This window comes from Streptomyces sp. YIM S03343 (genome assembly GCF_054729195.1).
Genome location: NZ_JBPUKX010000001.1, coordinates 7067496 through 7092486, shown reverse-complemented (window position 1 = coordinate 7092486; position 24991 = coordinate 7067496). Strand labels below are relative to the sequence as shown.

General features: G+C 72.0%; 25 protein-coding genes and 1 pseudogene. 14 read left to right on the top strand and 12 right to left on the bottom strand.

The genetic code is table 11. From position 1 onward, the window contains the following. Positions 1–40: 40 nt before the first annotated feature. Positions 41–916 carry an MHYT domain-containing protein gene (locus tag ACSYGN_RS31345; protein ID WP_460401568.1) on the bottom strand — a complete coding sequence of 292 codons (876 nt, stop codon included), beginning with the start codon at positions 914–916 and terminating at the stop codon, positions 41–43. 300 nt (positions 917–1216) lie between these two features. Between ACSYGN_RS31345 and ACSYGN_RS31340 the strand changes: the two genes are divergently transcribed. The 3 genes from ACSYGN_RS31340 to fdhA all read left to right on the top strand — a co-directional run bounded on the left by ACSYGN_RS31340 (position 1217) and on the right by fdhA (position 4091). After that, a complete protein-coding gene (locus ACSYGN_RS31340; protein WP_460401566.1) occupies positions 1217–2092 on the top strand; it encodes a glycerophosphodiester phosphodiesterase in 876 nt (291 codons plus the stop codon). Between the two features lie 48 nt (positions 2093–2140). Further along, entirely contained in the window at positions 2141–2707 is a 567-nt protein-coding gene (locus ACSYGN_RS31335) for a methylated-DNA--[protein]-cysteine S-methyltransferase (protein ID WP_460401564.1), read from the top strand. Between the two features lie 157 nt (positions 2708–2864). Beyond that, on the top strand, positions 2865–4091 hold the full coding sequence (gene fdhA, locus ACSYGN_RS31330; protein WP_460401562.1) for a formaldehyde dehydrogenase, glutathione-independent: 1227 nt from the start codon (positions 2865–2867) through the stop codon (positions 4089–4091). Positions 4092–4165: 74 nt separating this feature from the next. On the opposite strand, the gene ACSYGN_RS31325 is transcribed toward fdhA, so the two are convergent. Continuing rightward, on the bottom strand, positions 4166–4657 hold the full coding sequence (locus ACSYGN_RS31325) for a VOC family protein (protein WP_460401560.1): 492 nt from the start codon (positions 4655–4657) through the stop codon (positions 4166–4168). Positions 4658–4757: 100 nt separating this feature from the next. Here ACSYGN_RS31325 and ACSYGN_RS31320 point away from each other — a divergent pair, with 100 nt between their 5' ends. Further along, the gene (locus tag ACSYGN_RS31320) at positions 4758–5666 is read left to right on the top strand and encodes a pseudouridine-5'-phosphate glycosidase (RefSeq protein ID WP_460401558.1); all 909 of its coding nucleotides are present in this window, start codon (positions 4758–4760) and stop codon (positions 5664–5666) included. Continuing rightward, a complete protein-coding gene (locus ACSYGN_RS31315; protein WP_460401556.1) occupies positions 5663–6580 on the top strand; it encodes a carbohydrate kinase family protein in 918 nt (305 codons plus the stop codon). Before ACSYGN_RS31320 ends, ACSYGN_RS31315 begins: the two co-directional genes overlap by 4 nt. A 109-nt stretch (positions 6581–6689) precedes the next feature. Here ACSYGN_RS31315 and ACSYGN_RS31310 read toward each other — a convergent pair whose 3' ends face one another. Continuing rightward, a complete protein-coding gene (locus tag ACSYGN_RS31310) occupies positions 6690–7484 on the bottom strand; it encodes a methyltransferase (protein ID WP_460401554.1) in 795 nt (264 codons plus the stop codon). Positions 7485–7784: 300 nt separating this feature from the next. Here ACSYGN_RS31310 and ACSYGN_RS31305 point away from each other — a divergent pair, with 300 nt between their 5' ends. Further along, complete coding sequence (locus ACSYGN_RS31305; RefSeq protein WP_460401552.1) at positions 7785–8912, top strand: magnesium and cobalt transport protein CorA; 1128 nt, start codon at positions 7785–7787, stop codon at positions 8910–8912. Between the two features lie 68 nt (positions 8913–8980). Here the strand turns inward: ACSYGN_RS31305 and ACSYGN_RS31300 are convergent, their stop codons facing one another. Next, positions 8981–9406, bottom strand: a complete 426-nt coding sequence (locus ACSYGN_RS31300; RefSeq protein ID WP_460401550.1) for a CBS domain-containing protein — start codon at positions 9404–9406, stop codon at positions 8981–8983. A gap of 111 nt (positions 9407–9517) precedes the next feature. Beyond that, entirely contained in the window at positions 9518–10150 is a 633-nt protein-coding gene (locus ACSYGN_RS31295; RefSeq protein ID WP_460401548.1) for a nucleoside/nucleotide kinase family protein, read from the bottom strand. A 93-nt stretch (positions 10151–10243) separates the two neighbouring features. On the opposite strand from ACSYGN_RS31295, the gene ACSYGN_RS31290 reads away from it, so the two are divergent. From ACSYGN_RS31290 to ACSYGN_RS31280, 3 genes are all read left to right on the top strand, one after another. Then, the gene (locus ACSYGN_RS31290) at positions 10244–10963 is read left to right on the top strand and encodes a DUF2293 domain-containing protein (RefSeq protein ID WP_460401546.1); all 720 of its coding nucleotides are present in this window, start codon (positions 10244–10246) and stop codon (positions 10961–10963) included. A gap of 70 nt (positions 10964–11033) precedes the next feature. Further along, complete coding sequence (locus ACSYGN_RS31285) at positions 11034–11513, top strand: anthrone oxygenase family protein (RefSeq protein WP_460401544.1); 480 nt, start codon at positions 11034–11036, stop codon at positions 11511–11513. Positions 11514–11749: 236 nt separating this feature from the next. Next, positions 11750–13237, top strand: coding sequence for a glutamate synthase subunit beta (locus ACSYGN_RS31280; RefSeq protein ID WP_460401542.1), 1488 nt, complete (start codon positions 11750–11752; stop codon positions 13235–13237). A 54-nt stretch (positions 13238–13291) separates the two neighbouring features. Here the strand turns inward: ACSYGN_RS31280 and ACSYGN_RS31275 are convergent, their stop codons facing one another. From ACSYGN_RS31275 to ACSYGN_RS31265, 3 genes are all read right to left on the bottom strand, one after another. Next, positions 13292–14095: an SAM-dependent methyltransferase gene (locus ACSYGN_RS31275; RefSeq protein ID WP_460401540.1), complete on the bottom strand. Its 804-nt coding sequence runs from the start codon at positions 14093–14095 to the stop codon at positions 13292–13294. A 119-nt stretch (positions 14096–14214) separates the two neighbouring features. After that, positions 14215–14469: a DUF397 domain-containing protein gene (locus ACSYGN_RS31270; RefSeq protein WP_460401538.1), complete on the bottom strand. Its 255-nt coding sequence runs from the start codon at positions 14467–14469 to the stop codon at positions 14215–14217. Beyond that, the gene (locus ACSYGN_RS31265; RefSeq protein ID WP_460401536.1) at positions 14470–15330 is read right to left on the bottom strand and encodes a helix-turn-helix domain-containing protein; all 861 of its coding nucleotides are present in this window, start codon (positions 15328–15330) and stop codon (positions 14470–14472) included. It lies immediately after the preceding gene. 174 nt (positions 15331–15504) lie between these two features. On the opposite strand from ACSYGN_RS31265, the pseudogene ACSYGN_RS31260 reads away from it, so the two are divergent. From ACSYGN_RS31260 to ACSYGN_RS31250, 3 genes and pseudogenes are all read left to right on the top strand, one after another. After that, positions 15505–16128, top strand: a pseudogene (locus ACSYGN_RS31260) (ATP-binding protein); the annotation flags it as partial. A 329-nt stretch (positions 16129–16457) separates the two neighbouring features. Then, on the top strand, positions 16458–16904 hold the full coding sequence (locus tag ACSYGN_RS31255) for a hypothetical protein (protein ID WP_460401534.1): 447 nt from the start codon (positions 16458–16460) through the stop codon (positions 16902–16904). Between the two features lie 332 nt (positions 16905–17236). Beyond that, positions 17237–19189 (top strand): ABC transporter ATP-binding protein, encoded by a 1953-nt coding sequence (locus ACSYGN_RS31250; protein ID WP_460401532.1) that lies wholly within the window; start codon positions 17237–17239, stop codon positions 19187–19189. 42 nt (positions 19190–19231) lie between these two features. On the opposite strand, the gene ACSYGN_RS31245 is transcribed toward ACSYGN_RS31250, so the two are convergent. From ACSYGN_RS31245 to ACSYGN_RS31235, 3 genes are all read right to left on the bottom strand, one after another. Further along, entirely contained in the window at positions 19232–19414 is a 183-nt protein-coding gene (locus tag ACSYGN_RS31245) for a hypothetical protein (RefSeq protein WP_460401530.1), read from the bottom strand. Positions 19415–19699: 285 nt separating this feature from the next. Beyond that, positions 19700–21664, bottom strand: a complete 1965-nt coding sequence (locus ACSYGN_RS31240) for an FUSC family protein (protein ID WP_460401528.1) — start codon at positions 21662–21664, stop codon at positions 19700–19702. Positions 21665–22194: 530 nt separating this feature from the next. Further along, complete coding sequence (locus tag ACSYGN_RS31235) at positions 22195–22926, bottom strand: DUF7873 family protein (RefSeq protein WP_460401526.1); 732 nt, start codon at positions 22924–22926, stop codon at positions 22195–22197. 158 nt (positions 22927–23084) lie between these two features. Here ACSYGN_RS31235 and ACSYGN_RS31230 point away from each other — a divergent pair, with 158 nt between their 5' ends. Continuing rightward, complete coding sequence (locus ACSYGN_RS31230) at positions 23085–23498, top strand: RidA family protein (RefSeq protein ID WP_460401524.1); 414 nt, start codon at positions 23085–23087, stop codon at positions 23496–23498. A gap of 32 nt (positions 23499–23530) precedes the next feature. Here the strand turns inward: ACSYGN_RS31230 and ACSYGN_RS31225 are convergent, their stop codons facing one another. Then, positions 23531–24271 carry a uracil-DNA glycosylase gene (locus ACSYGN_RS31225; RefSeq protein ID WP_460401522.1) on the bottom strand — a complete coding sequence of 247 codons (741 nt, stop codon included), beginning with the start codon at positions 24269–24271 and terminating at the stop codon, positions 23531–23533. 79 nt (positions 24272–24350) lie between these two features. On the opposite strand from ACSYGN_RS31225, the gene ACSYGN_RS31220 reads away from it, so the two are divergent. Continuing rightward, entirely contained in the window at positions 24351–24944 is a 594-nt protein-coding gene (locus tag ACSYGN_RS31220; RefSeq protein WP_460401520.1) for an RNA-binding S4 domain-containing protein, read from the top strand. Positions 24945–24991: the final 47 nt, after the last annotated feature.

The following is a 24991-nucleotide window of genomic DNA, read 5'->3' as shown; positions in this document are numbered from 1 at the left end:
GGAATCCACCGTACGACCCGCCACTGACAACGCGGCCGGATCATCTGTTCTGCGGGGTGCGGGTGCGGCGGTGACGCACGGTCCGGCGGTCCGGCCGGGGTGCGGAGCGCGCGGCGGCACGCGGGAGGACGCGGCGGGCCGGGACTCCAGGCCGTTGCGCGGCCGGGCCCGGGTCGGACCTGCCCATGACCATCACCGGATCGAACAGGACGACGACGCCGGCCAGGCAGAGGAAGACCAGCGGGCCGATCATCAGGGGGGCGAGCAGGGCGACCGGCGAGTCGCCCGCGGTGGCCGGGGCGGTTGTGTGGAGGTGGAGGCGGACGCTGAGGGCGGCCATGCCCGTGTAGTGCATGCCGGTGACCGCCAGGCCCATGACGAGGCTGGCGCCGACGCTCCACAGGAATCCCCGCGCCTGTCCGGCGGCCCACAGGGCGGCCGTGGCCGCGGCCACGGCGATGACGACGGACGCGGCCACGGTGAGCGTGTTGTACTCCAGTTTCCCGTCGAGGCGCATCCCGGCCATGCCCAGGTAGTGCATCGAGGCGATACCGAGGCCGGTGACGGCACCGCCGGTGAACAGCGCCGCTCCGCGCGCGCCCCGGTGGCCGACGATGAAGATGCCGATGCCGACCATGACGACGGCGACGCCCAGACCGGCCAGCATGGTGGGCGTGTCGTAGTGGATCGGTGTCTGTCTGATCCTGAAGCCCATCATGGCGATGAAGTGCATGGTCCATATGCCCGAGCCGATCGCCGCCGAGCCGAGGGCGAGCCAGCCCGCGCGCCAGGAGCGGGAGAGGAGCATCGCCCTGGTGGTGCAGCGCAGGCCGAGCGCGCCGCCGAGGCAGGCCATGATGTAGGCCGTGAGCGGTGTGACCAGGCCGTAGCTGAATCCGTCGACGGTGCCCTGCATGCGCGGTGCCCTTCCGCCCTCCGACGCCAAGGTGACGCCCCGGCTCTCCTGAAGTGCTCCCCGTTCCCAGGCCCGCCCGCGGTCGAGGCTGACGCAGAGAGTATGACCTCCACCGGGACGATCGAACGATTTTCCGGAAAAGAAACACGGGCTCGCCCCAGTTGTACGGCACCGTTGCGCGGATGCGGACGGCTCCACTCCATCTGCACCGTTCCTGCGCACGACGAAGACGCTCCGCTGTCACTCGGGGCCTGTGCGTGATCAACTTGTTCGGCACGGACCCCGACGCGAGGAGCAGGCATGCACGCGCGCGCACTTGCCGCCACGACCACCGCGCTCGTTGGGGTCTTCGCCCTTCTGCTGCCTGCGTCCCGGGCGCGGGCCGGTGACGCGGACGAGGGGCCGTGGATCATCGCCCACCGGGGCGCCTCGGCGTACGCGCCGGAGAACACCCTGGCCTCGGTCGACGCCGCGGCCCGCCTCGGCTTCTCCTGGGTCGAGAACGATGTGCAGCGCACCAGTGACGGTCGCCTCGTCGTCATCCACGACGACAGCCTGGCGCGCACCACGAACGCCGAGGAGGTCTTCCCCGGCCGGGCGCCGTGGAAGGTGAAGGACTTCACCGCGGCCGAGATCGCCCGCCTGGACGCGGGCAGCTGGTTCTCGCCCGCATACGCGGGCACGCGCGTGCCGACGCTCACGCAGTACATGCGGCGAATCGAGCACAACCACCAGAAGCTGCTCCTGGAGATCAAGAACCCCGAGCTGTACCCGGGCATCGAGCAGCAGACGCTGAAGCTGCTCGGCAACGAGGGCTGGCTGGATCCGCGGGATCTCGACGACCGGCTGATCGTGCAGAGCTTCAGCGCGGACAGCCTACGGATCGTGCACGACCTGAGACCGGCCGTGACGACCGGTCTGCTCGGCAGCCCGCCGGTACGGGAACTGTCCGGTTACGCGCGATTCGCCGACCTGATCAACCCTTCCCAGGCATCCCTGTCGCCCGGCTACGTCTCCGCCGTACACGCTGTCGCGGGCCCGCACGGCAGGCCGCTGGCGGTGTGCGCGTGGACGGTCGACGACGCCGACACCGCCCGCAAGGCCATCCGCGACGGTGTGGACGGCCTCATCTCGAACCGGCCGGACGTGGTGCGGGCGGCGCTCAGCACGGGCTGAGCGCCGGCTCGCGAGGCGTTGTCAGTGGCGGGCCGTACGGTGGGGCGCATGGACAGCGAAGGGCAGAGCCAGGGACAGACCGAGCAGCAGGTGGTATGGGCCGTCGTCGGCACGGACATCGGACCGCTACTGCTGGCCGCGACACGCGAGGGCCTGGTCAATGTCGTCTTCCACGCCACGGACGCGGTGCGGGACAAGGCGCTGGAACGGCTCGCGGCCCGGCTCGGCGCCGAGCCCGTGGAGGCGCCCGGCTCACCGCTGCTGACGGAGGCGATACACCAGTTCGAGGCGTACTTCGCGGGCGGACGGCACGTCTTCGAGCTGCCCCTGGACTGGTCGCTGATCTCCGGCTTCAACCGCCAGGTGCTGCGCGAACTGGCCTCCGGCGTGCCGTACGGCACCGTCGTCGGGTACGGCGATCTGGCCCGGCGTGTCGGGCAGCCGCAGGCGGCGCAGGCCGTCGGCGTGGCGATGGGCTCCAACCCACTGCCGGTCGTCGTCCCCTGCCACCGGGTCGTCGAGAGCGGCGGCGGCATCGGGGGCTTCGGCGGCGGCCTGGAGACCAAACGCAGGCTGCTCGCCCTGGAGGGCGTTCTGCCCCAACCACTGTTCTGATAGATGCGCATCTTCCGCCCGGCTGAACTAGCGTTGTTTATGTTTCCAACCTTCCCTGCACAGGGGCCGGCCGGACCGCGCAGGCGGTAGGAGACTCCGTCCTGTACACGGCCGCCGGCATCCCGAGAGCGAGAAGCCGAAGGGACGGCGATCAAGGATGAGCGGAAACAAGGCAGTCGCGTACCTCAAGCCGGGCACGGTGGAGGTCAGGACCATCGACTACCCGACGCTCGAACTTCAGGACGGGCCTGGGGTCGCAACCGCGAACATCGGCCGCAAGTGCCGGCACGGTGTGATCCTCAAGATACTCGCCAGCAACATCTGTGGAAGCGACCAGCACATGGTGCGCGGCCGGACGACCGCGCCCGAGGGGCTGGTCCTCGGTCACGAGATCACCGGAGAGGTCGTCGAACGGGGTCCGGACGTCGAGTTCATCGACGTCGGCGACATCGTCTCCGTACCGTTCAACATCGCCTGCGGGCGATGCCGCAACTGCAAGGAGCGCAAGACCGGAATCTGTCTGAACGTCAACCCGGCCCGCCCGGGCGCGGCGTACGGCTACGTCGACATGGGCGGCTGGGTCGGTGGCCAGGCCGAGTACGTCATGGTCCCGTACGCGGACTTCAATCTGCTGAAGTTCCCGGACCGGGACGAGGCGCGCGAGAAGCTGCTCGACCTGACCATGCTGTCCGACATCTTCCCGACGGGCTTCCACGGCGCGTACACCGCGGGCGCGGGCGTCGGCTCAACCGTGTACGTCGCGGGGGCCGGTCCCGTAGGGCTCGCGGCGGCCGCGGCGGCGCAGCTGCTGGGTGCCGCCGTCGTCATCGTCGGCGACCTCAACGCCGAGCGGCTCGCCCAGGCGCGGAGCTTCGGCTGCGAGACCGTCGACGTCTCGCGCGGCACTGTGGAGGACCAGATCGAGCAGATCCTCGGGGAGCCCGAGGTGGACGCCGCGGTCGACGCGGTCGGCTTCGAGGCCCGGGCGCACGGGCCCGACGCCGGGGAGGCGCCCGCGACGGTCCTGAACTCGCTGATGGGCCTCACGCGCGCGGGTGGCGCGCTCGGCATCCCGGGCCTCTACGTCACCGCCGACCCCGGCGGCGTCGACGAGGATGCGCGCACCGGAACGCTGAAGGTGCGGCTCGGCCTCGGCTGGGCCAAGAGCCACAAGTTCACCACCGGACAGTGCCCGGTGATGCAGTATCACCGCGGCCTGATGAAGGCGATCCTGCACGGCCGTGTGCACATCGCCAAGGCGGTCGGCGCGACCGTCATCAGTCTGGACGACGCACCGCGCGGCTACCACGAGTTCGACGAGGGCGCCAGCCGCAAGTACATACTCAATCCGCACGGCGTGCTGGACGGCCTGCAGCCGGTCTGACCCGCCCGGTGGGGGTGCTCACGCGTGCGTGAGCACCCCCACCCTGTGCCTGGCGTGGTGGGCGGGTGGGTGAGTCAGTCGTAGTGCCGCGCCTCGAAGACGTTCCCGTCCGGGTCGCGGAAGTAGAAGCTGCGCCGGGCCGCGCCACGGGCGCCGTAGGAGTCGTGGGAGAGGCCGGACACGGGGACGGCGTGTTCCTCCAGGCGGGCGCGGAGCGCGTCGAAGGCGCCCCGCGGGAGGGCGAGGCAGACGTGGTTGACCGGGTGGCCCGCGCTGTCCGAGGCCCCCGGGACCATCGTCATGTACGCCGCGCCGGAGCGCGGCATGAGGTCGAGGATGGTCTCCTCGTTGACACGCACCGAGGGGAAGGACGTCTCCCCCGCGGCGAACTCGGCGAGCCGCAGCGGCTCGAGTCCCACCGTCTTCGCGTAGAAGTCGGCCGCGGAGGCCGGATCGCGGACCCAGAGGACTACATGGTCGAGACGTGCTGCGCTGTCTGTGTTCTCGGTGTTCTCTGGGTTCTCTGCGTTCGCTGCGTTCGCTGCGTTCTTTGCGTTGTCGGTCATGCGCTCCAGGCTGGTGGCGTCCCCCACAGCTCGCAAGGGGTTTGATCGGACGCGCCGCCCGCCAGGGATGAAGGTGGACCGGAAGACAGGAGGCGGGCTCGTGACCCTGGTGATGTCCCAAGAGGTGCGGGAGGCGCTGGACGCGCGCCGACCCGTGGTGGCTCTGGAGTCGACGATCATCGCGCATGGGCTGCCCCGTCCGCGCAATCTTCAGGTGGCGCTGGAACTGGAGGACGTCGTACGGCAGGAGGGCGCCGTACCGGCGACGATCGCCGTACTCGACGGGCGGCCGCACGTCGGACTGGACAAGGAGCAGTTGGAGCGGGTCGCCAACGAGGACGGGATCCGCAAGCTGGGCCACCGCGATCTGCCGCTCGCCATGGCCTCCGGGGCGAGCGGCGCGACCACCGTGTCGGCGACCGCCTTGCTGGCTTCCCTGGCGGGCGTACGGGTGTTCGCGACGGGAGGGCTCGGCGGAGTGCACCGCGAGTGGACGGTCACGCAGGACGAGTCCGCCGACCTAGGGCTGCTGGCGCGGGCCCGGATCACCGTGGTGTGCGCCGGCGTGAAGTCGATCCTGGACGTGCCGGCGACGCTCCAGCGGCTGGAGACACTGGGCGTGGCGGTAGCCGGGTACGGGACGGACCGCTTCCCCGGCTTCTATCTGTCCGACTCCGGGCATCCGGTGGACTGGCGGCTGGAGACCCCCGAGCAGGTCGCCCAGGTCATGCGGGCGCAGGACGCGCTCGGCGGACCGGAGTCGGCGCTGATCGTCGCCAATCCGGTGCCGGCGGCGGAGCAGTTGGATCCGGGGCTGCACGCGCGCGTGCTCGCCGACGCGCTGCACGCGTGCGAGGCGGAGGGGATCACCGGTCAGGCGGTCACGCCGTTCCTGCTGGACTATCTGGTGCGGCACACCGACGGCGCCTCCCTGGCGGCGAATCTGGCGGCGGTGCGCGGCAATGTGCGGCTGGCGGGGCGGATCGCGGCGGCCTGGACCCGGGAATGACCACCGGGCGGCGGGACGGCGGGCTGCTGGTCGTCGGGGACGTCGTCACGGATGTCGTCGCCCGGCACCGGGGGCCACTGGCACCGGGCACCGACACGGCGACCGCAGTGCGGACGCTGCCGGGCGGCGCGGGCGCCAATGTGGCCTGCTGGGCGGCGTGTGCGGGGTGCCCGGACGTACGGCTGCTGGGGCGGGTCGGCACGGAGGCGGCGGCATGGCACGAACGGGAGCTGACCGCCACTGGGGTGCACCCACACCTGGTGGTCGACCCGTCGGCGGCGACCGGGACGGTGATCTGCCTGGTCGACACAGGTGCCGCGGCGGAGCGGACATTCCTCACGGACAGCGGGGCGTCGCTGCGGCTCGAACCGGCCGATTGGTCGGACGGGCTGCTCGACGGCGTCGCGCGGCTGCATCTGTCGGGTTATCTGCTGTTCGCCGAATCGAGCCGGGCGCTGGCGGAGGTGGCGCTGAAGGCGGCACACGCGCGCGGGATCCCGGTGAGCCTGGATCCCGCGTCGACGGGCTTCCTGGCCGAACTGGGGACGGACGCCTTCCTGGCCTTCGCGGCGGGCCTCGACCTCCTGCTGCCGAGCCGGGACGAGGCCTGTCTGCTGACGGGACTGCCGGACGGGGCGGCCGCGGCGGCCGAGCTGAGCCGGCACGTCCCGCTGGTGGTCGCCAAGCAGGGTGCGGAGGGGGCACTGGTGGCGCGGTCCGGCGAGGTCGCCGCCCGTGTCCCCGCCCCGCCCGCGGTTCCGCGGGACACCACGGGTGCCGGGGACGCCTTCACCGGGGCGTTCCTGGCGGCGCTGCTCGCGGGCGCGGCCCCCGAGGCGGCGGCGGCCGAGGGGTGCCGGGCGGGGGCACGGGCGGTGGAGCAGGTGGGGGGCAGGCCACCGGTACGGTACTGAGCGATCCGCGGCGCGGCGACCGGTCCTTTCGGCCCACGGCTTCGTGCGGTCCACGGCTCCTTCCGGACCAGGTCCCTCACAGCCGCGCAGCGCGCCCGAGGCGTCCTGGCTACACCTTGCGTCCCCACGCGGAGATCATGGGTGCCGTCGCCAGGTCCATGCCGCCGGACCCGATGTTCTCCAGGTGCCGGTCGATGTCGTCGTCCGTGGCCAGGCCCGCGGCGACGAGCCGGTCGCGGATCTGGCGGACCGTGGCCGCCTCAAGAGCTTCGCACGCGGTCGAGGCGACCGGGAAGTACGCATCGGCCTCCACGCGCCGCAGACCGGCCTCACGCAGCAACTGCGGGAGTCTGCGGCCGTAGGACAGGTCGGCGCCGCGGTCCGCGAGCAACTGCCGGAACCCCGTGCGCAGCCGGTTGGCGAGCTGCTCCGCCGGGCCGCGCTCGTCGGGGCAGGCAAGGGGCTGGAGCGCGGGGTCGGCGTCCTCGACCAGGATCCGCCCGCCGGGGCGCAGGGCCTTGACCATGGACGCGAGCGCCCGCTCCCGGTCCGGCACATGGACCAGGACGAGCCGGGCGTGCACCAGGTCGAAGCCCTGGCCGGGCGGCTCCTGCGCTGCCACGTCGTGCGTGCGCACCTCGACCGGCTGACGGTTCACGGTGGTGAGCAGCGATGTGTCGATGTCGGTGGCGACGACCTTGCCGGTCGGCCCGACCTTCTTGGCCAGCCAGGACACCACGGAGGTACCGCCCGCACCGACCTCCCAGCAGCGCCAACCGGGTCCGACACCGAGGTCTTCGAGATGACGGAAGGTGGTGGGGTCGAAGAGGGTGGCCAAGGCGGCGAAGCGCTGGGCCGCCCCGGTCTGCCGGTTGTCGAGGAGATACCCGTCGGTTCGCGTCATGCGGCGATCATCCCAGTTGCCCGGCTTGTGCGAAGCTGACGCTCCGGTCCGGCGGCAGGCCGTCGCACCAACACCCCGCGATGACCATCCTCTCGCCGGTCTGCTTGTCCGATCGCTTGTCCACCTGGCCGCCCACCTGCTCGTACGTCCCATCGGTCCACAGGCAGGCACTAAGCGGAACTCGCTGTTCCCACAGGCTTCGCCGTCCGCTGCGTCCAGCTGGCAGACTGATCGGCCGAAGCAGTCCCGCTTCACCGAGGCACGCAAGCACACGGATCCATGGCAGGCAGGGGGATGCAGATGTCCATGACAGGGAATCTGCGGAAGGTCACAGGGCTCGGCGGGGTCGGCGGCCTGCGCAGAGTGGCGCGGCTGACCCGGCGGCGGCCCCGGGTCGACCTGAGCCATCCCGCCCGGTCCCCGCTGGGCTCCTCCGTCGTGAACTGCGTGATGTACCAGGCCGGGGTCCGCGTCCCCGTCGGCGGCGATCTCGCCGACGCGGTGAACCATGTGCGCAGGACCCGCGACGGGTTCGTCTGGCTCGGGCTGCACGAGCCGACGGACGCGGAGTTCGCGGATGTCGCCGAGCTGTTCGATCTGCATCCGCTGGCGGTGGAGGACGCCGTCGAGGCGCATCAGCGGCCCAAGCTGGAGCGATACGGCGACACGCTGTTCGCGGTGTTCAAGACGGTCTGCTATGTGGAGCACGAGGAGCTGACCGCGACGAGCGAGGTGGTGGACACCGGCGAGATCATGGCTTTTGTCGGCCAGGACTTCGTGGTCACGGTGCGGCACGGCCGACACGGCTCGCTGGGCCCGCTGCGCGAGGAGCTCGAGGACGACCCGGCGCAGCTCGCCAAGGGTCCGGCCGCGGTGCTGCACGCGGTCGCCGACCATGTGGTCGACGACTATCTGAGCGTCACCGACTCGGTGCAGGCCGACATCGACCAGGTGGAGTCGGCCGTGTTCGCGGCGGACGGTGTGCATGTGGACCCGGGCCGCATCTATCAGCTGAAGCGTGAGCTGCTGGAGCTGAAGCGGGCCGCCGTGCCGCTGGGCCGCCCGCTCGACGAACTCGCCACCCGGCCGATACGGGTGGTCGCCCCGGAGATACAGGCCTACTTCCGGGACGTCTCGGACCATCTGCTGCGGGCCACAGAGCAGATCGCGGCCTTCGACGAACTGCTCAACTCGATCCTCCAGGCGCATCTCGCGCAGGTCACCGTGGCGCAGAACGAGGACATGCGGAAGATCACGGCGTGGGCGGCGGTGATCGCCGTGCCGACCATGGTGTGCGGGCTGTACGGCATGAACTTCGACCACATGCCGGAGCTGCACTGGAGGTTCGGCTACCCCCTGGTGATCGCCGCGATCTCCGTCGGCTGTCTCGCGCTGTACCGCGGGTTCAGGCGCAACGGCTGGCTGTGACGGCTCTGGCCCGGTCCGCGCCGACGGGCGGACCGGGCCGGAACGGGGAGTGCGGGCCAGCGCAGAGGTCAGTGGCGGGAGCGTGAGTAGACGCTCTCGGCCCAGGAGGCGATCTGGTCCTCGGTGAGGTGCTGGGCGAGGTCGGCCTCGCTGATCATGCCCACCAGACGCTTGTTCTCGATCACCGGGAGTCGGCGGATCTGGTGGCCCTGCATCTCCTGGAGCACCTCGCTGACGTCGGCACCCGCATCGATCCAGCGCGGGGTGCCCTGGGCCATGTCGCCCGCGGTCACCCTGGACGGGTCGTGGCCCATGGCGACGCAGCCGACGACGATGTCCCGGTCGGTGAGGATGCCGCAGAGCCTTTCGTTCTCGTCACTGATGGGCAGTGCCCCGACGTTCAGTTCGCGCATGAGCCGGGCGGCGCGGTCCAGGGTCTCGCGGGCGGGGATCCACTGGGCGCCGCGGTGCATGATGTCTCCGGCGGTGGTCATGGTGTACCTCCCGGTGCCGGGCGGCCGGCACGGCGCGCGACACGCCGCTGGTACCGGCGCCCTACATTCTTGCCGCGCCGCCCGGGGTCCGCATGTCTTCCCGCCGTCCGCTCAGCCGTTCCACGCCGGGCGGCGGGGATCGTCGGCGCGTATCAGGACGTCGGCCGTGGCGGCCGGGTCGGTCTCGTCCGTGTAGCGCGCGAAGGCGGGCAGCATCCAGTGGTCGGATTCAGGGGTACGGCGGTGCAGGGCGCCCGGGGAGAGGAGGAGATGGACGGTCAGATCGAAGGGGAACCAGTGTTTCAGGAGGAGCGGACCGTGCAGCAGCAGCACCCCGCCGGGCGGGAGCCGGACATAGGGAGTGCGGGTGGCCCGGTCGGTGACCGGGTCCCACAGGTCGGGCAGGACACGGCCGTCGCCGCCGGGTTCCAGCGGGCCGAAGACCTCGCGCCACAGGGCGCCGGTGTCGAGCCAGCCGTCGTAGTACGACTCCGGGTCCCGGTGGCCGTGTTCCAGCCGCAGCGAGGCGGGGCGCAGGAAGCCCTCGGCGGCGACCACCAGCGAGGGGCGGCCGCGCACCCGCAGTGCCTCCGAGACCCGCTCGGCGAGGTCCCCCGGGCGCGCCGCGGGGGCGCCGTCGAAGGCGACGCGCGGCCAGGGACCGCCGTCGCCCGGCGCCAGGTCCAGCAGACGCTCGGCGAGGAGGTCGCCGAGCCGGTCCCAGGTGATCGCTTCGAGTCGCACAGGGCCCATGATGCGTCAGGGGTTGTGCCGTCCGTGCGGTGCGTCCGGGACCGGCCCGTTCCCCGGCCGTCCGGGGCGGGGAAGGAATCCTGCATGGCATCCCGCACCCGCCCGGCGCCGTCCCCCGCCCCCACCGTCACCGTCACGGGCCCTCTTGTCGTCCAGCCGCTCAGGAAGCGGCACTGTGCCCGGTGCCGGCGCGGGCCGTGCACGCTGGTCGTCCTCGACGAGGGGGTGCCGCGCTGCCTCGACTGCGCGGACCTGGGGCATCTGGTGTTTCTGCCACGCGGTGACACCGCACTGACGCGGCGGGCGCGGGAGGAGAGCGGGCTGTCGGCGGTGGTGGTGCGGTTCAACCGGCGCAGAAGCCGCTACGAGCGGCAGGGCGTCCTCGTCGAGGAGGCGGGGCTCGCCCGCGCCGAGGAGCGGTGTCTGGCCGACGCGGAGGCGCGGCGGCGGCGCCGGGCACGGGACGCACGGCACCGGGCGGCGCAGGACATACGGTTCGCGGACGCGTTCGCGTCGGAGATCCAGCGGCTGTTCCCCGGCTGTCCGTCCGGCCGGGCCCGGGACATCGCGGGGCACGCCGCGGAGCGGGGCAGCGGACGGGTCGGGCGGAGCGCGGCCGGGAGGGCGCTGTCCGAACGTGCGGTGACCTCGGCGGTCAGAGCGTCGGTGCGGCATCTCGACACGCCGTACGACCGGTTGCTGATGGAGGGGGTGCCCTGGCACGAGGCGCGGCGCAGGATCACGCCCGTGGCGGAGGCGGTGCTGCGGACATGGCGGGAGGCGGGGCGCGGCTCTGCGGGGTGAGGATGGAACAAAGCGGGGTGAAGGCGAGCAAGACGGGAACTCGGCTCGACGGGCGGGAGTTGAAGCTGACATGGACGGTGGGCCGTACATGGTGCTGGTGGTGCTGGGTGTACTGGGGACGGGGCTGATGGCCGGGGTGTTCGGCGCCTTCTCGTTGTTCGTCATGCGGGGGCTGGCCGCGCTGCCCCCGGCACAAGGTGTCGCCGCGATGCAGGCGGTCAACTCGTCCGCGACGACACCGGCGTTCATGGTCCTGTTCCTCGGCGCGGCGGTGCTGTGCGCGGTGATCGCGGTGGTCACGTTCGTGCTGTGGCCGGACGGCACGACGCTGGAACTGCTGCTGGGCAGCGCCCTGTATCTGACCGGCGCGTTCGGGGTGACGGTGGCGGCGAACGTGCCGCGCAACGAGGCACTGACGCGGATGGAGCCGGGGACGTCGGAGGCCGTCACGTACTGGCCCTCGTATGTGCGGGAGTGGACCATGTGGAACCACGTCCGCATGATCGCCTCGGGGGCCGCCGCGGTCTTCTACATAGCGGCTCTCGTCTGAGGGCTCTGAGGGCACGGACGTCGGGTCCGGCTGTCCGGACGGCGGCCGGCGCGGACCTCCCGCCGGCGGCGGGCCGACCCGCGCCGACCTGAGAGAAAACGTTGTCCCTGCCCTGCCCTGCACGGCCGCACGACGGGACGTATCGTGGCCGAAAGAGCGTCGCCCGCCGATGACGCATGCACGCCGTCGGCGCACGTCACGCCCCTGCCAGGCAGCGACATGCAAGGAACACGGCCATGGCCGATCCCAAGGGCTTCATGACCACGCCCCGCCAGGAGTGGCCCCGCAGACCGGTCGAGGAGCGGGTCCGGGACTGGACGGAGGTGTATGTCCCGGGCGGGCTGCTGCCGATCGTCAGCAGGCAGGCCGACCGCTGCATGGACTGCGGCATCCCGTTCTGCCACGAGGCCTGTCCACTGGGGAACCTGATCCCCGACTGGAACGACCTGGTCTCGCGCGAGGACTGGCGGGCGGCGAGCGAGCGGCTGCATGCGACCAACAACTTCCCGGAGTTCACAGGGCGGTTGTGCCCGGCTCCGTGCGAGGCGGGCTGTGTGCTGGCGATCAACCAGCCGGCCGTCACGATCAAGAACGTCGAATGCGCGATCGCCGACCGGGCCTGGCAGGACGATCTCGTGCCGCCCCGCCCGCCGGAGCGGCTGTCCGGGTGGAGCGTCGCGGTGATCGGGTCCGGGCCCACCGGCCTCGCGGCGGCGCAGCAGCTGACGCGCGCCGGGCACACGGTCGCGGTGTACGAGAAGAACGACCGGCTCGGCGGGCTGATGCGCTACGGCATACCCGAGTTCAAGATGGAGAAGCACCATCTCGACCGGCGGCTGGAGCAGATGCGGGCGGAGGGCACCAGGTTCCGTACGTCGACGACCGTCGGCCGGGATGTGGGCGCGACGGAGCTTCGGTCGCGCCACGACGCGGTGGTGATCGCCACGGGCGCCATGGCGTGGCGGGAACTTCCGGTACCCGGGCGGGAGTTGGCCGGGATCCATCAGGCGATGGAGTATCTGCCGCTGGCGAACCGAGTGCGCGAGGGCGACCTGGAGAGGTCACCGCTGTCGGCCGCGGGAAAACACGTGATCATCGTGGGCGGCGGCGACACCGGGGCGGACTGTCTCGGCACCGCGGTGCGGGAGGGCGCCGCGTCCGTGACCCAGCTGGACATCTACGGTCTGCCCGGCTCGGAGCGCGACGAGAACCGGGAGCCGTGGCCGACGTATCCGAAGGTCTACCGGATGTCCGCGGCCCATGAGGAGGCGCGCGAACTGCGTACGGCGCCCGCGGCGGACGCGGATGCACGGCTGTTCGCGGCGTCGACGCTCCGCTTCACGGGCGACACGGCCGGACATGTGCGGTCGCTCCACCTGGTCGAGGTGGACGCGGCACGCCGCCCGCAGCCCGGCACCGGGCGGACCCTGCCCGTCGACCTGGTGCTGCTGGCGCTCGGTTTCTCCGGGCCCGACCGGTCGGACGGGCTCGTCGACCAGTTCGGGCTGGCCATGGAACCGCGTGGCACGATCAGCAGGGACGCGGGCTTCGCGACGAACGTCGCCGGTGTGTTCGCCGCGGGGGACGCCGCGCGCGGCCCGTCGCTGATCGTGTGGGCGATCGCGGAAGGGCGTGCGGTGGCCGCCGCGGTCGACCGTCATCTGGCGGGGAGTTCGCGGCTTCCGGCGCCGATATCGCCGTACGACCGGCCGATGGCGGTGTGACGCAGCGCCGGCGGCCTCGGGGAGAGGCCCTGGGTGGGTGGCCGATGGGCCCGGTCAGGGCTTGCGCGCCACCGCTCCGTACCCCGGGATCACACCGTCGTCCTGTCCCGGAACGGGCTCGCCCAGTTCCGGATGCCACTTGTGGACGATCTCCACGCCGGGTTCGACGAGTTCGAGGCCGGTGAAGAAGCGGGCGAACTGCTCGCGGGAACGCAGCGCCAAGGTGACGCCGGCGGCCTTGAGCTTCTCGGTGGCCGCGGCCGACTCCTCGGGGGTGAAGTCGGCGGTCGCATGGGTCATCATCAGAAAACTGCCGGAGGGCAGTTCGGCGAGCAGGCGCTCGACGAGTTCGTGGGCGCCGTCCGAGTCGGGGACGAAGTGCAGCAGCGCGACGAGCGAGAGGGCCACCGGGCGGCCGAGGTCGAGGATCTTCCCGGCCGCGTCCATGATGGTGGCCGGATCGCGCACGTCGGCCATGAGATATTCGGTCACGCCCTGCGGGGTGCCGCGCATCAGGGCCGCCGCGTGGGCCAGCACGATCGAGTCGTTGTCGCAGTACACGACACGCGCGTCCGGCACGATCCGCTGGGCGATCTGGTGGAGGTTGGGTTCGGTCGGGATGCCCGTGCCGATGTCGAGGAACTGGCGTACTCCCTGCTGCGCGAGCCAGCGGGTGGCGCGGTGCATGAACCCGCGGTTGACCTGCGCCATCACGGGGACGCGCGGGTCGAGGGCGAGCATCTGACGGCCCATGGCCTCGTCGACGGGGTAGTTGTCCTTGCCGCCGAGGTACCAGTCGTAGATCCGAGCGGGGTGGGGCCTGCTCGTGTCGATCTCGGCAGGGGTCTGCCCGGTCATCTCGAACTCCATGGGGCCGTATCGCAAACAGTGATCAAGTCAGTGCCAAGATAAGGGAGTTGCCAGAACACAAGTGAGTGATAACCAGCCTAGCGACACCGGGCACGGGACACCGGCTGTCAGGACACCAGGAAGTCGGCCTCCCCCGCCTTGGCGCCCTCGATGAAGGCAATCATCTCGTCGGTGGTGTAGATCAGAGCGGGCCCGTCAGGGTCGGTCGACTGACGTACCGCGATACGTCCGTCGGCGAGCTTCATCGCCTCCAGGCAGTTGCCGCCGTTGCCGCCGCTCCACGGCTTGTGCCAGCCCTGGCTGCCCAGCTCCCGTGCCGGCATGCCGTTGTAGACATGTTTGCGCGGCTTGGTGAGGTCCATTCACAGCTCCTTGCGGAGATCCCGGAGGATCTCCTTCGTGCGTTGTGCAGTGGCGGCCTGCGCCGCCATGCGGTCCATGACCTCGAGGTGGGTGGCCACCTCGGGACGCGCGTCGAGATAGACGGCGCCGGTCAGGTACTCGCTGTAGACCATGTCCGGAAGTTCGGGCATGGCGAATCGGAAGAGCACGAAGGGCCCGAACGTGCCCGGGTGCGGCCCGCTCGAGAAGGGGGCGACCTGGAGCGTCACATTGGGCAGCTTCGTGGCCTCGATCAGTCTGTCGATCTGGTCACGCATCACCTCCGGGCCGCCGACCGGACGGCGCAGGACGGTCTCGTCCATCACCGCCCAGAAGCGCGGTGCGTCGGGGCGGCTGAGGAGTTCCTGGCGCTGTCTGCGCAGTGCGACATGGCGCTCGATGTCCTCGGGCCGGGTCTGGCCGATGGCTCCCGACTTCAGGACACCGCGTGCGTAGTCCTCGGTCTGGAGCAGACCAGGGACGAAGTGCGGCTCGTAGGACCGGATGAGGCCGGCCGCGCCCTCCAGGCTGACGTACATGGAGAACCAGCCGGGCAGGATGTCGTGGAACCGCTGCCACCAGCCGGGCTGATTGGCCTCCTCGGCCAGCTGGACGAAGGCCTCGGCCTCCTCGTCGGTGACGCCGTACGCCTTCAGGAGCAGTTGGAGGTACGGGATCTTGAACGCGACCTCGGCCATCTCCATTCGGCGGACGGTGGCCGGTGCGACGCGCAGGATGCGCGCGGCTTCCTCGCGCTTGAGACCCGCGCCTTCCCGCAGGTCCAACAGGCGTCTGCCGAGGACGACCTGTCCCACCGTCGGCGCGGACCGCGGTTCGCTCACGCTGCACCTCCACCCAGGATTCCCGACAGCCCGACGGCGCCATTCGAAGACCCGTTCGATGATCCGGCCGGATCCTCGCCGATCCCAACTGGCGCCGTTCGTCGTGCTGTTGCGAGCAGTGTGCCACGCGCTTCCACTTCGTCACACAGCACTCTGCATTTTCCATAGTGACACTTGCCAAGTGTTCACGACGGGGCGATAGTGGCAAGCGTGATTCCGTCCGCGCCCTTAGGAACAGACGCCGCCGCAGGCCGCCTCGGACTCGGCGCCGCCGCGGGAGCGGGCCCCTCCGGGGCCGCTGCCGAGCGCCGGTTCCGCTTCGAGTTGGCCGCACACCCTGGCTCCCCCGCACAGGCCAGACGGCTGACGCGGGCACGGCTGACCGGCTGGTCGGTGTGCGAGGACACCTGCGACACGGCGGCCCTGGTGATCTCCGAGCTGGTCACCAACGCCATAGTCCACACCGCGAGCAGCCATGTGGTGTGCGAACTGCACGACCACGACGACCTGGTGCGGATAGCCGTGCGCGACGAGGGATGCGCGCCCGGCGAGCCCCATCCGTCGCCGCGGCGGCCCGAGGAGGAGCACGGGAGGGGGTTGCTCCTCATCGAGGCGCTGTGCCGTGCCTGGGGTGCCCAGGAGAGCGGCACCGGCCTGCTCGTGTGGGCCGAACTGCCGCACGGGGAGGGCGCCGAGGCAGCCGGGGGCGCACACGGCCCCGGCGCCGCGGACGGCGCCCACGGCGACCTCGGCTGGGGACCCCGGCCGAAGCCGACGACGTCCGGTGGGCCGGGCGGGCCGGGTGGTCCCTGCGGGCCTGGCATGCCTGCAGAGGCAGTCGGGGCCGACAGGGCCGGCGGACCGGGTGCGGCGGAGGGATCACACCGGACCGCGGGACCACTCCCGGCCGCGGGCCGCGGGATCGACGCGGCCCACGGCCATGGAGCCGACGGGGTTGACAGCCACGCAGCCGAAGGCGTCCGCGCCACCGGGATCACGGCTGTTCCCTCCGTCGAGGGCGAGGCCGCAGGCCCTCGCCACGGCGTCGGCGAGGCCCTCCGGCAGGGCGTCGCGCAGCTCCGGCAGTACGGCCTGGCCGTGGGCCGCCCCCGCAACCCCGGAACGGAATGGGGGTGAGCGCGGTGCCCGGTGCCGGCGGTCAAGTACTCGGTATGGACACCCTGGTCCGGCTGGGACGCGAACTGCGCCCGCCCGTCATACCCCGGCGGCTGTCGGTGCCCGAGGGCATGACAGCACCGCTCGGCTGTGACGCGGTGGCCGTTCCGGCCGTCTTCGGCCCGCTCGTTCTGCCCCGGCTCCCCCGCGTGGGATGCGTCTACGCCGACGAGGCGCACTGGTGGTGGATCGTGCCGTCCGACTCCGACTACGCCCTCCAGTGGCCCGCTCCCGCACGCTACGCCGTCGGCGCGGTCCTGCCCGACGTCCCGCACGCCCCCGGCCTCATCCACCGGCCGGACGGCACGCTTCCGTACACCCCGCCGATCCCCCTCTACCTGGCTCTGTGCCGGGTGACCGGGACGACACCCGGCTGGTCACGCCCGATCAACGCCTGACCCGGGCGGACCGGACCGCGGGGACCGCGGCGGTTCCACGGCATGACGGCGCCGTACGGCGCAGAGGGCGCGCAGGCAATCCGTACCGCCGGGACACGCCGGTCGTGGGCGCCGTAGGGACACACCGGCCGCGCGGGCCATGGCGTCCGTCAGACGCAGGAGCCGTAGCGGCCGTCCGGACGCAGCAGGCCGCGGCGGGGCGCACCCGGCGATCACCGGCTTCCGCCATCGCGCACGCCCGGCGCGCACCCGTCCCACCGGCCCGCGCCCTGCCACCGGCACCGTCCACCCCGCAATAGTGGCCCTCCGTAGGCAGTCGGGGGAGGTCGACGGTGGGCAAGAAGCGTGACGCAGGGCAGCCCGAGGTGTCGGAGTCGGAGCAGCTGCTCTTCGGGGGACCGCTGCGCTACGACACGGGCTGGAGCCGGCATGATGACGCGTTCCTGGAGCTGAGCCTCCGTGCCATGGTGACCCGGCTGCCCGGACTGCTGGCGTCCAGCTTCCGGCTGGCCTGGCAGGCCGACCGGCGTGCCGCGCGGATCGTGCTGGCGGCCGAGGCGGGGCGGGGTGCGGTGCAGGCCGTGAGTCTGCTCGCGGTGAACACCGTTCTCGGCCGGGTGCTGGCGGCGGGTGCGATCGAGGACCGGCTGCGCGAAGCGGCGCCGGCGCTGGTCGTGATGGCCGCCGTCCTGCTGGTGGGCGCACTGCTGCGGGCGGCGTCGGTGTACGCGACCGGTCTGCTGGAACCGAAGGTGGAGCGCGTCGCCACCGAGCGCTATCTGGAGCGGGCGGCGGCCGTGGAGCTGTCGGCGATCGAGGACCATGCCTTCCACAAGCTGCTGGACACCGCGCAGTACGGCGCCTCCTCGGCCCGGCGCATGATCTCGTACAGTACGCGCGTCATCAACGCGATGATCTCGCTGATCACCGCCGCCGGTGTGCTGACCGTGCTGCATCCGGCGCTGCTCCCGCTGCTCGCCACGATGACGGTGCCGAGCGCGTGGAGCGCGCTGACGACCGCGCGGCGGCGGTACGAGTCGTTCCACATCTGGGTGCAGCACGCGCGCGCGGGGCATCTGATCAGCGGGCTGCTCACCGAACCGGAGGCCGCCCCGGAGATCCGTGTGCACGGCGTAGGCCCCTTCCTGTTGCGGCACTACCGCTCGATGTCGGAGGCGGCGGAGGCCGAGCAGGCACGGCTGGCGCGGCTGGCGGCCCGGACCGGGCTGATCGCGGCCGCCTTCACGGGCCTCGCGACCGTGGCGACGTACGCCACGCTGGGCGCGCTGCTGCTGACCGGGACGATGGCGCTGTCGGTGGCGGGGACCGCGGTGATCGCGATCCGCACCGGCTCGGCCAGCCTGGACAGTCTGGTGCTGGAGATCAACCAGCTCCACGAGGAGGCGCTGTTCGTGGGCGATCTCCAGCGGCTGTACGCCGAGGCGGCCGAGCGGGCGATCCCGGTCGGCGGGGAGCCGCTGCCGAAGGACCCCCGGGAGATCCGCTTCGAGAACGTCACCTTCCGCTACCCCGGCGACTCCTCCCGCCCGGCGCTCGACGACGTCACCCTCACGCTGCCGCTCGGCCGTATCGTCGCGCTGGTGGGTGAGAACGGCTCCGGCAAGACGACGCTGGTCAAACTGCTGGCGGGCCTCTACAAGCCGGACCGGGGCCGGATCCTGTGGGACGGCGTGGACGCGGCGGCAGCGGACCGGCAGCAGCTCGCCGAGCGCATCGCGATGGTGGCGCAGGACTTCAAGCGCTGGCCGTTCACGGCCAAGGTCAATGTCGCCGTCGGCCGGTCCGCCGCACCGCTGACCGACGAACGGCTGGCGTCGTCGGTGACCGAGGCGGGCGCCGAGGACGTGGTCGCGGATCTGCCGCACGGCCTGGACACGCTGCTGGCCCGCCAGTTCAGCGGGGGCCACGAGCTGTCCGGCGGGCAGTGGCAGCGCCTCGGCATCGCACGGGCCGCCTACCGGCGCGGGCACATCCTGATCGTGGACGAGCCGACGGCGGCGCTGGACACGCGGGCCGAACTGGAGGTCTTCGAGAAGATCCGCGCCCTGGCCGGGAGCGGCCAGTCGGTGGTCCTGATCACCCACCGGCTGGCGTCGGTGCGGCACGCGGATCTGGTGCACGTACTGGACCAGGGCCGGCTGGTGGAGTCCGGCACGCCCGACGAGCTGCTGGCGGCTGGCGGTGTCTACGCGGAGCTGTACTCGCTCCAGGCGGATCAGTTCACGGTGAAGCTGCCGGCTGCCCCGGTGCGCGAGGCGGGCTGACGCATGGTCCCGGGCCCTCCCGGCCCGGCGCCGGCACAGACCCTAGGCGACGGCGTCGGCCGTGTCACCGCTCCGTACGATGACCAGGAACGTGTCCGTGGCGAGGTCCATGACGACCTCGGCGGGCAGGCCCTCCAGACGTCGTGCCTGTGCGAACTCCTCCGCGGGCCACGAGCCGCGCGGCCCGCCGGCTGGGAAGCGTTCGAGCACCGTTCGCCCGTTCACCCTGCACCTCCGTGTTGTGCTGTACGTGTGTAGTTAAACGCCAAACACCGGGTGAACGCCTCGCCGAATGACCTTACTGAGACATAGTTGACACAGATTCCATACGCAGTGTGAGCCCCCTCTCAGCAACCTTGCGAACATTGGCAGCATTTGCCCGTATCGCTCCCCCATTGCCATGAACGGAGCGCATACCTCGGGCTTGATCGCTGTGCATGCCGAACGGCGCTACTCGCGGCGGCCCGCTGCGTCGGAGCTCAGGGGGTCCGTCAGACCGCCGCAGGTCCGTCAGACCGCCGTGGGCAGTGCGGGCTCGCGCAGGCCGAGGCTCCGGCGTCGGCGCTCCAGTTCGGCGAGGAGCCCGGCCAGGTGCTCGGTGTGGCGGGGGGTGAGCTCGCCGGCGGCGTCGAGGTGGACGGCGCACGCGGTGGTGGTGTCGACGAGCGTCTCCAGCAGCGCCGCGATCTCGTCGGTGCCCTCCGTGTGCCGGGCGAGAGCGGGCAGTTCGGCGGAGGCGAGGGCGATGGCGGCACGGGCCTCGGCGAGGGTGCGGTACGCCTCCCGGCGCAGCGCCCAGCGCTCGGCGCGGTCGGCGGTCGCCCCGGGCTCCCGGGACATGGCGGGCGCGCCGGAGGCGGTCGGCTCGCCGAGGACATGGGTGAGGTAGGCGTGCGCGGCCGTGTTGGCGGTGGTGAGCCGGGCGCGCACGCCGCCGCCCCGCTGCCCCGGCATCGGCAGATGGCCGACGATCAGTACGATCGCGCAGGCCAGCAGCGTCTCGAAGACGCGGCCACCGGCGGGCTGCGGTTCGCCGCCGGCCATGACGAGGGCCAGCACCAGAACGGTGACGACGGCGGTCTGCGCGGCGAAGTGCCGGGTGGCGACCGGGAGCAGCGCCCCACTGACGGTGACCAGCAGGATCACCCCGGCGGGCTGGGGCAGTACGGCGGCGAGCGCGGCGAAGCCGAGGGCGCCGAGCACGGTCCCGGCGGCCCGGCACAGCACCCGTGAGGCGAGCGGCCCGAGGTCGGGCTTGACGAGGAACACGGCGGTGGCGGGCAGCCAGTACCAGTGCTGGTGCGGCTGGTTGCCGTACCAGTGCGCGTGGCGCAGGACCTGGGCGATGGCCACGGCGGTGCCGAAGGACAGGGCGACGCGGAAGCCGTACTCGCGGCCGCCCGCGCCGAGGGCCGCCTCGAAGCGGTCGGCGGCACCGCGACGGCGCTCGTGCAGCCGGTGCCCGCCCTCCTCCTCGGCCCGGTCGAAGGCCTCGGCGGCACGCAGCAGTGCGTCGTCGAGGGCGCGCAGGGCCGGTACGGAGCGGCTGGGCGCGGGCAGCGGGCCGGTGGCGGTGTTGCCGCGCACGGCGGCGGCGAGCCGCCGGGGTCCCTGAGCGGCTCGTCCGGGGACGGGCTCCCCGGCCCAGGCGAGCGCGGTCGCGGCCTCGGCGAGGGGCAGTGCGGCGGTGTACTGGGCGTGCAGTCTGCGCTCGGCGGCGGAGCTGGCCCAGAACCGCAGGCGGGGCCCGGTGAGGGCGTCCTGCGCGTGGTCGAGGGCGGCGGTGAGCGCGGTGCGCCGGGCTACGGCGGCGTCGGTCCCGGCGGCTTCGAGCAGCGCGGCGATGGCGTCGTAGACCCCGGCGACGGCATCGCGTTCGCCGTCGAGGAGGTACTCGCGGCCGATCGCCCGGGGCGAGGGCAGGGCCAGCCGCAGCAGGAGCAGCCATCCCGCTCCGGCGAGGAAGGCGAGGGCCCGCAGCCAGCCCGGTTCGGGCAGCGGCAGACCGGCGCCCACGGCGGAGAGGGCCAGCAGTTGGGTACCGGCGCCGGAGGCCACCGGGCCCACGGCGATGACGCTTCCGGCGACGAGGGCGACGGCGGTGAGGAGCAGGGTCAGCGCCACGGCGCCGAGGTACTGTCCGGCGTACGTGCCGAGCAGCAGGCCCGCGACACCGGCGAGCGCGGGTGCCCCGATTCGCCTGACCGCGGCGCGGCGGCTGCCAGGGCGGTCGTTGATGCCGGCGAACATCGCGGCGATGGCGGCGACGACACCGACGCCGGTGTGGTGCGCGAGCACGCCTGCCAGGAGCAGCGGCCCGCCGGCCAGCGCCCCGCGGGTGACGGCGCTCCACGGCACCGGGCCGCGCTGGGCGCGCAGGACATGGGCGAGCCAGGGGGGCAGGGTGAAGCGCGGGGTCCGGCTCGGGTGCCGGGTGTGCGTCCGGGGACGGAAACGGACGGCGGGGCGTGACACAGGGCTCCTGTCGTGGTCGACGGCGGTGGATGCCTTCGGGCGACGGTGGCCGGGCTGGGTCTGCGGTCTCCATGGTACCGAGGGCGCCGCAGCGGGAGGGGTCGGGGGTGTTTCGCGACCATGACGGTCGCCGGGAACGGGAGCGGGCCCGAGGGCGTAGCCTGCCCCCGGGCCCTGTGAGGCCGCCCACGATCACACACCGGCACGCTTGAGAGCCCGGGTGAGGTTGATGTCGCCGCGTCCTGCCTTTGGACCACCGCGCATCGAGCTGCGCGGGCAGGACTTGAACCTGCATTTCGACGTCCGGGCCCCGGGCCCGGTCGATCCGGCGATCGGCGGCGAATGCTGAGTCTGGAGCGAGAGTCTGAGATTGATCGCGGTCTGCCTCTGCCAGTTGGGCCACCGCGGCATGGTGTGATGCCGCGGGGAGGGCTCGAACCTCCACCGGAACCGCTCCGTCACGACAAGCTTCAGCTTCAGCTTGCGCTCCTCGCGCACCCCGGTCGCGATGGACCAGGGAGTCTTGAAGACTACCCGAAGAGGTAGCCGAACACGGCGTCACCGATCCTCTGGTCGACGACGTCGACGCCGTTGGCCTCCTCGCGGGCGAACTTCACGGCCTGCTGCAACCTCTCGACGCGGTCGAGGAGTTCATTGACGCGTCGGGCGGGCAGCGCGCCGGAGAACTTCACGGTCGTCCAGTAACCGACCGGGATGTCCTCGTAGTACACCTCGACCTGGGCCGGGTGCTTCTCGGTCGCCTCCGCCTTGACGTGGTTGCGCGGGACCTTCTTGGTGCGCAGGGTCCGTACCGGCTCGGTCTTCCAGGAGTCGGTGGAGGGGTCCTGGATCCAGGACTCGGAGGCGTCGAGTACCGGCAGCTTCCGCACAAAGGTGTTGAGGTCGACGAGCTGCTTCTCGAGGAACAGCAGGTAGGCCACGGGCGCCTCGGAGAGGAGCACCCGGCCGTCCACCTTCACATCGGCGCGTGCGCTGCAGTTGGCCCAGTCCTTGGTGGCGGTCACGTCGAAGAGCCGGGTCAGGGTGGCCGCGGTCTCCCGCAGCACGTCTTCAGCCTTGACCTGCACCCGCGTGGACTCCGGCGGCAGTTGCTCGCCCTCCTCGTCCTTCGGCTGGTACGTCCGCGAGATACCGGCCAGCAACGCGGGCTTCTGCAGCCCGTGATGAGCTGCCGTCAGGTCCTGATGCGCCTTGGACTTGATGCCCTTCTCCACTGCGATGATCTGATTGAGTTTCGCCACGCCAGGGACGTTAGCAGCGGGAAGTCCATCACCTCGAAGCATTATTCGCCGTCACCCGCCGCCGGAGCGGGCGGAAATCGGGATGCGGGGACCGTTCCGGGGCCCGGAAGATCGGAGGGGTCCCTTCTTTTCCCTTCTTTCCCTGTCAGGAGTCCCGCATGATCCGGCGTGTTGTGGCACCTGGGCTGTTCTCGCCGCCCGTCTACTCGCATGCCTCCGTCGTCGAAGCCGGTGCGCGGCTTGCGTTCCTTGCGGGGGCGGTGCCGCTCGACGCCGAGGGGGAGGTGGTCGGGGTGGGGGATCCGGAACGGCAGGCCGAGCAGGTGATCGCGAACCTGGCCGAGCAGCTGAGAGCCGTGGGCAGCGATCTGGCGCATGTCGTAGCCACGGACGTGTATGTGGTGAGCGGTGAGCCGTCGGTGCTGTCAGCGGTGTGGGAGGTGGTGACGGCGTCGGGGCTGAGTCTGGGGCCGCATTCGTCGACGCTCGTCGGGGTGGCCTGCCTCGGGTACACCGGCCAGCTCGTGGAGATCACAGCCACCGCCGTCGTGCCCGACGAGACACCCGTGTGAGTGCCGCGGGCGGCGGTTCGGGGGCCGGCTCGTCAGCGGCCCGCCGACCGGACCGGCAGCACATGCAGCCCCGCCGCTGTCGCCGCCGTGCGCAGTACCTCCTGGAGCATCTCGGGGGTGAGGAGGCCCGTGAAGGTGTTGCGCTGGCTGACGTGGTAACAGGCGAAGAGGGCGAGGTCGCCCAGCTGTACCCGGGTGCCGTGGGCGAAGACGGGGCGGGGGCGGGGCACCGGCCGGCCCGTCTCGGCCAGCGCGGGCAGGGTGGCCTGCCAGCCCCAGGCTCCGAGGACGACCACCGCCCGCAGCGTCGGCCGCAGCAGCCGCAGCTCCTGGACCAGCCAGGGGCGGCAGGTGTCCCGTTCCGCGGGTGTCGGCTTGTTGTCCGGCGGGGCGCAGTGAACAGGTGCCGTGATCCGCACACCGGACAGCTCCAGCCCGTCGCCCGCGCTCACCGACGTCGGCTGCGAGGCCAGCCCCACGTCGTACAGCGCCTGATACAGCACATCCCCCGACCGGTCCCCGGTGAACATCCGGCCGGTGCGGTTGCCGCCGTGTGCGGCGGGCGCCAGTCCGATGATCAGCAGCTTGGCGTCCTGCGGGCCGAAGCCGGGCACCGGCCGTCCCCAGTACGTCCAGTCGGCGAAGGCCGCCCGCTTGACCCGGGCCACCTCCTCCCGCCACTCCACCAGCCGCGGGCAGGCTCTGCACCCTGCTATGCGCTCGTCCAGTTGTGCCAGTCCCCCGGCGGGTGGTCGGCGCAGATCGTCTTCCATGCGTCCACCGTAGGACCCGCCCTACGCCCCCGGGAAAATCCGTCCGCGTCCCGCCGCCCGGGAAGCTAAGGTCGGGAGCATGGCTTCCCAGGGTGACCAGGACAGGGACGGCGGACCGGGCACGGACGCCGGTGCCGGGCGCGCTGCCGACGGCCCGGCCACCGCCGCGGGCGCTCAGGGCGCCGTCGTCGATCCGAAGACCGCCGCCGCGATCGCCGCCGCCGAAGCCGCGGGGCCCGCCGACGGTGGGACCGTGCGCATCGACAGCTGGATCTGGGCCGTACGCCTGATCAAGACGCGTTCCCTGGGCGCCACCGCCTGCCGCGGCGGGCATGTGCATGTGAACGGAGAGCGGGTGAAGCCCGCCTACTCCGTCCGCGTCGGCGACGAGGTGCGGCTGCGGCACGAGGGGCGGGAGCGGGTCGTCATCGTCAGGCGCCTCATCCGCAAGCGGGTCGGCGCCCCCGTCGCCGTCCAGTGCTACATCGACAACTCCCCTCCGCCCCCGCCGCGCGAGGTGGTCGCCCCCGCAGGCATCCGCGACCGCGGCGCCGGCCGGCCCACCAAGCGCGACCGGCGCGAGATGGAACGCCTGCGGGGCTTCGGCGGTCTGCCCGGCGGACCGCCGACCGATGGTCCGCCGTCCCGCCGCCGGCCGTCCGCCGGGCGGTGATCGGTCGTCGGCCGACGACCTTCAGCCTGTCCCGTCGGTCGTCCGGT

Bases quoted from the DNA above. Each gene is read 5' to 3' on its own strand.
- ACSYGN_RS31290 (WP_460401546.1), top strand. From the start codon at position 10,244: ATGGCATCCCGCACCCGCCCGGCGCCGTCCCCCGCCCCCACCGTCACC.
- ACSYGN_RS31325 (WP_460401560.1), bottom strand. From the start codon at position 4,657: ATGACCGACAACGCAAAGAACGCAGCGAACGCAGCGAACGCAGAGAAC.
- ACSYGN_RS31220 (WP_460401520.1), top strand. From the start codon at position 24,351: ATGGCTTCCCAGGGTGACCAGGACAGGGACGGCGGACCGGGCACGGAC.
- ACSYGN_RS31335 (WP_460401564.1), top strand. From the start codon at position 2,141: ATGGACAGCGAAGGGCAGAGCCAGGGACAGACCGAGCAGCAGGTGGTA.
- ACSYGN_RS31275 (WP_460401540.1), bottom strand. From the start codon at position 14,095: ATGACCGGGCAGACCCCTGCCGAGATCGACACGAGCAGGCCCCACCCC.
- fdhA (WP_460401562.1), top strand. From the start codon at position 2,865: ATGAGCGGAAACAAGGCAGTCGCGTACCTCAAGCCGGGCACGGTGGAG.
- ACSYGN_RS31315 (WP_460401556.1), top strand. From the start codon at position 5,663: ATGACCACCGGGCGGCGGGACGGCGGGCTGCTGGTCGTCGGGGACGTC.
- ACSYGN_RS31230 (WP_460401524.1), top strand. From the start codon at position 23,085: ATGATCCGGCGTGTTGTGGCACCTGGGCTGTTCTCGCCGCCCGTCTAC.
- ACSYGN_RS31340 (WP_460401566.1), top strand. From the start codon at position 1,217: ATGCACGCGCGCGCACTTGCCGCCACGACCACCGCGCTCGTTGGGGTC.
- ACSYGN_RS31255 (WP_460401534.1), top strand. From the start codon at position 16,458: ATGGGGGTGAGCGCGGTGCCCGGTGCCGGCGGTCAAGTACTCGGTATG.
- ACSYGN_RS31285 (WP_460401544.1), top strand. From the start codon at position 11,034: ATGGACGGTGGGCCGTACATGGTGCTGGTGGTGCTGGGTGTACTGGGG.
- ACSYGN_RS31280 (WP_460401542.1), top strand. From the start codon at position 11,750: ATGGCCGATCCCAAGGGCTTCATGACCACGCCCCGCCAGGAGTGGCCC.
- ACSYGN_RS31225 (WP_460401522.1), bottom strand. From the start codon at position 24,271: ATGGAAGACGATCTGCGCCGACCACCCGCCGGGGGACTGGCACAACTG.
- ACSYGN_RS31305 (WP_460401552.1), top strand. From the start codon at position 7,785: ATGTCCATGACAGGGAATCTGCGGAAGGTCACAGGGCTCGGCGGGGTC.
- ACSYGN_RS31310 (WP_460401554.1), bottom strand. From the start codon at position 7,484: ATGACGCGAACCGACGGGTATCTCCTCGACAACCGGCAGACCGGGGCG.
- ACSYGN_RS31300 (WP_460401550.1), bottom strand. From the start codon at position 9,406: ATGACCACCGCCGGAGACATCATGCACCGCGGCGCCCAGTGGATCCCC.
- ACSYGN_RS31270 (WP_460401538.1), bottom strand. From the start codon at position 14,469: ATGGACCTCACCAAGCCGCGCAAACATGTCTACAACGGCATGCCGGCA.
- ACSYGN_RS31345 (WP_460401568.1), bottom strand. From the start codon at position 916: ATGCAGGGCACCGTCGACGGATTCAGCTACGGCCTGGTCACACCGCTC.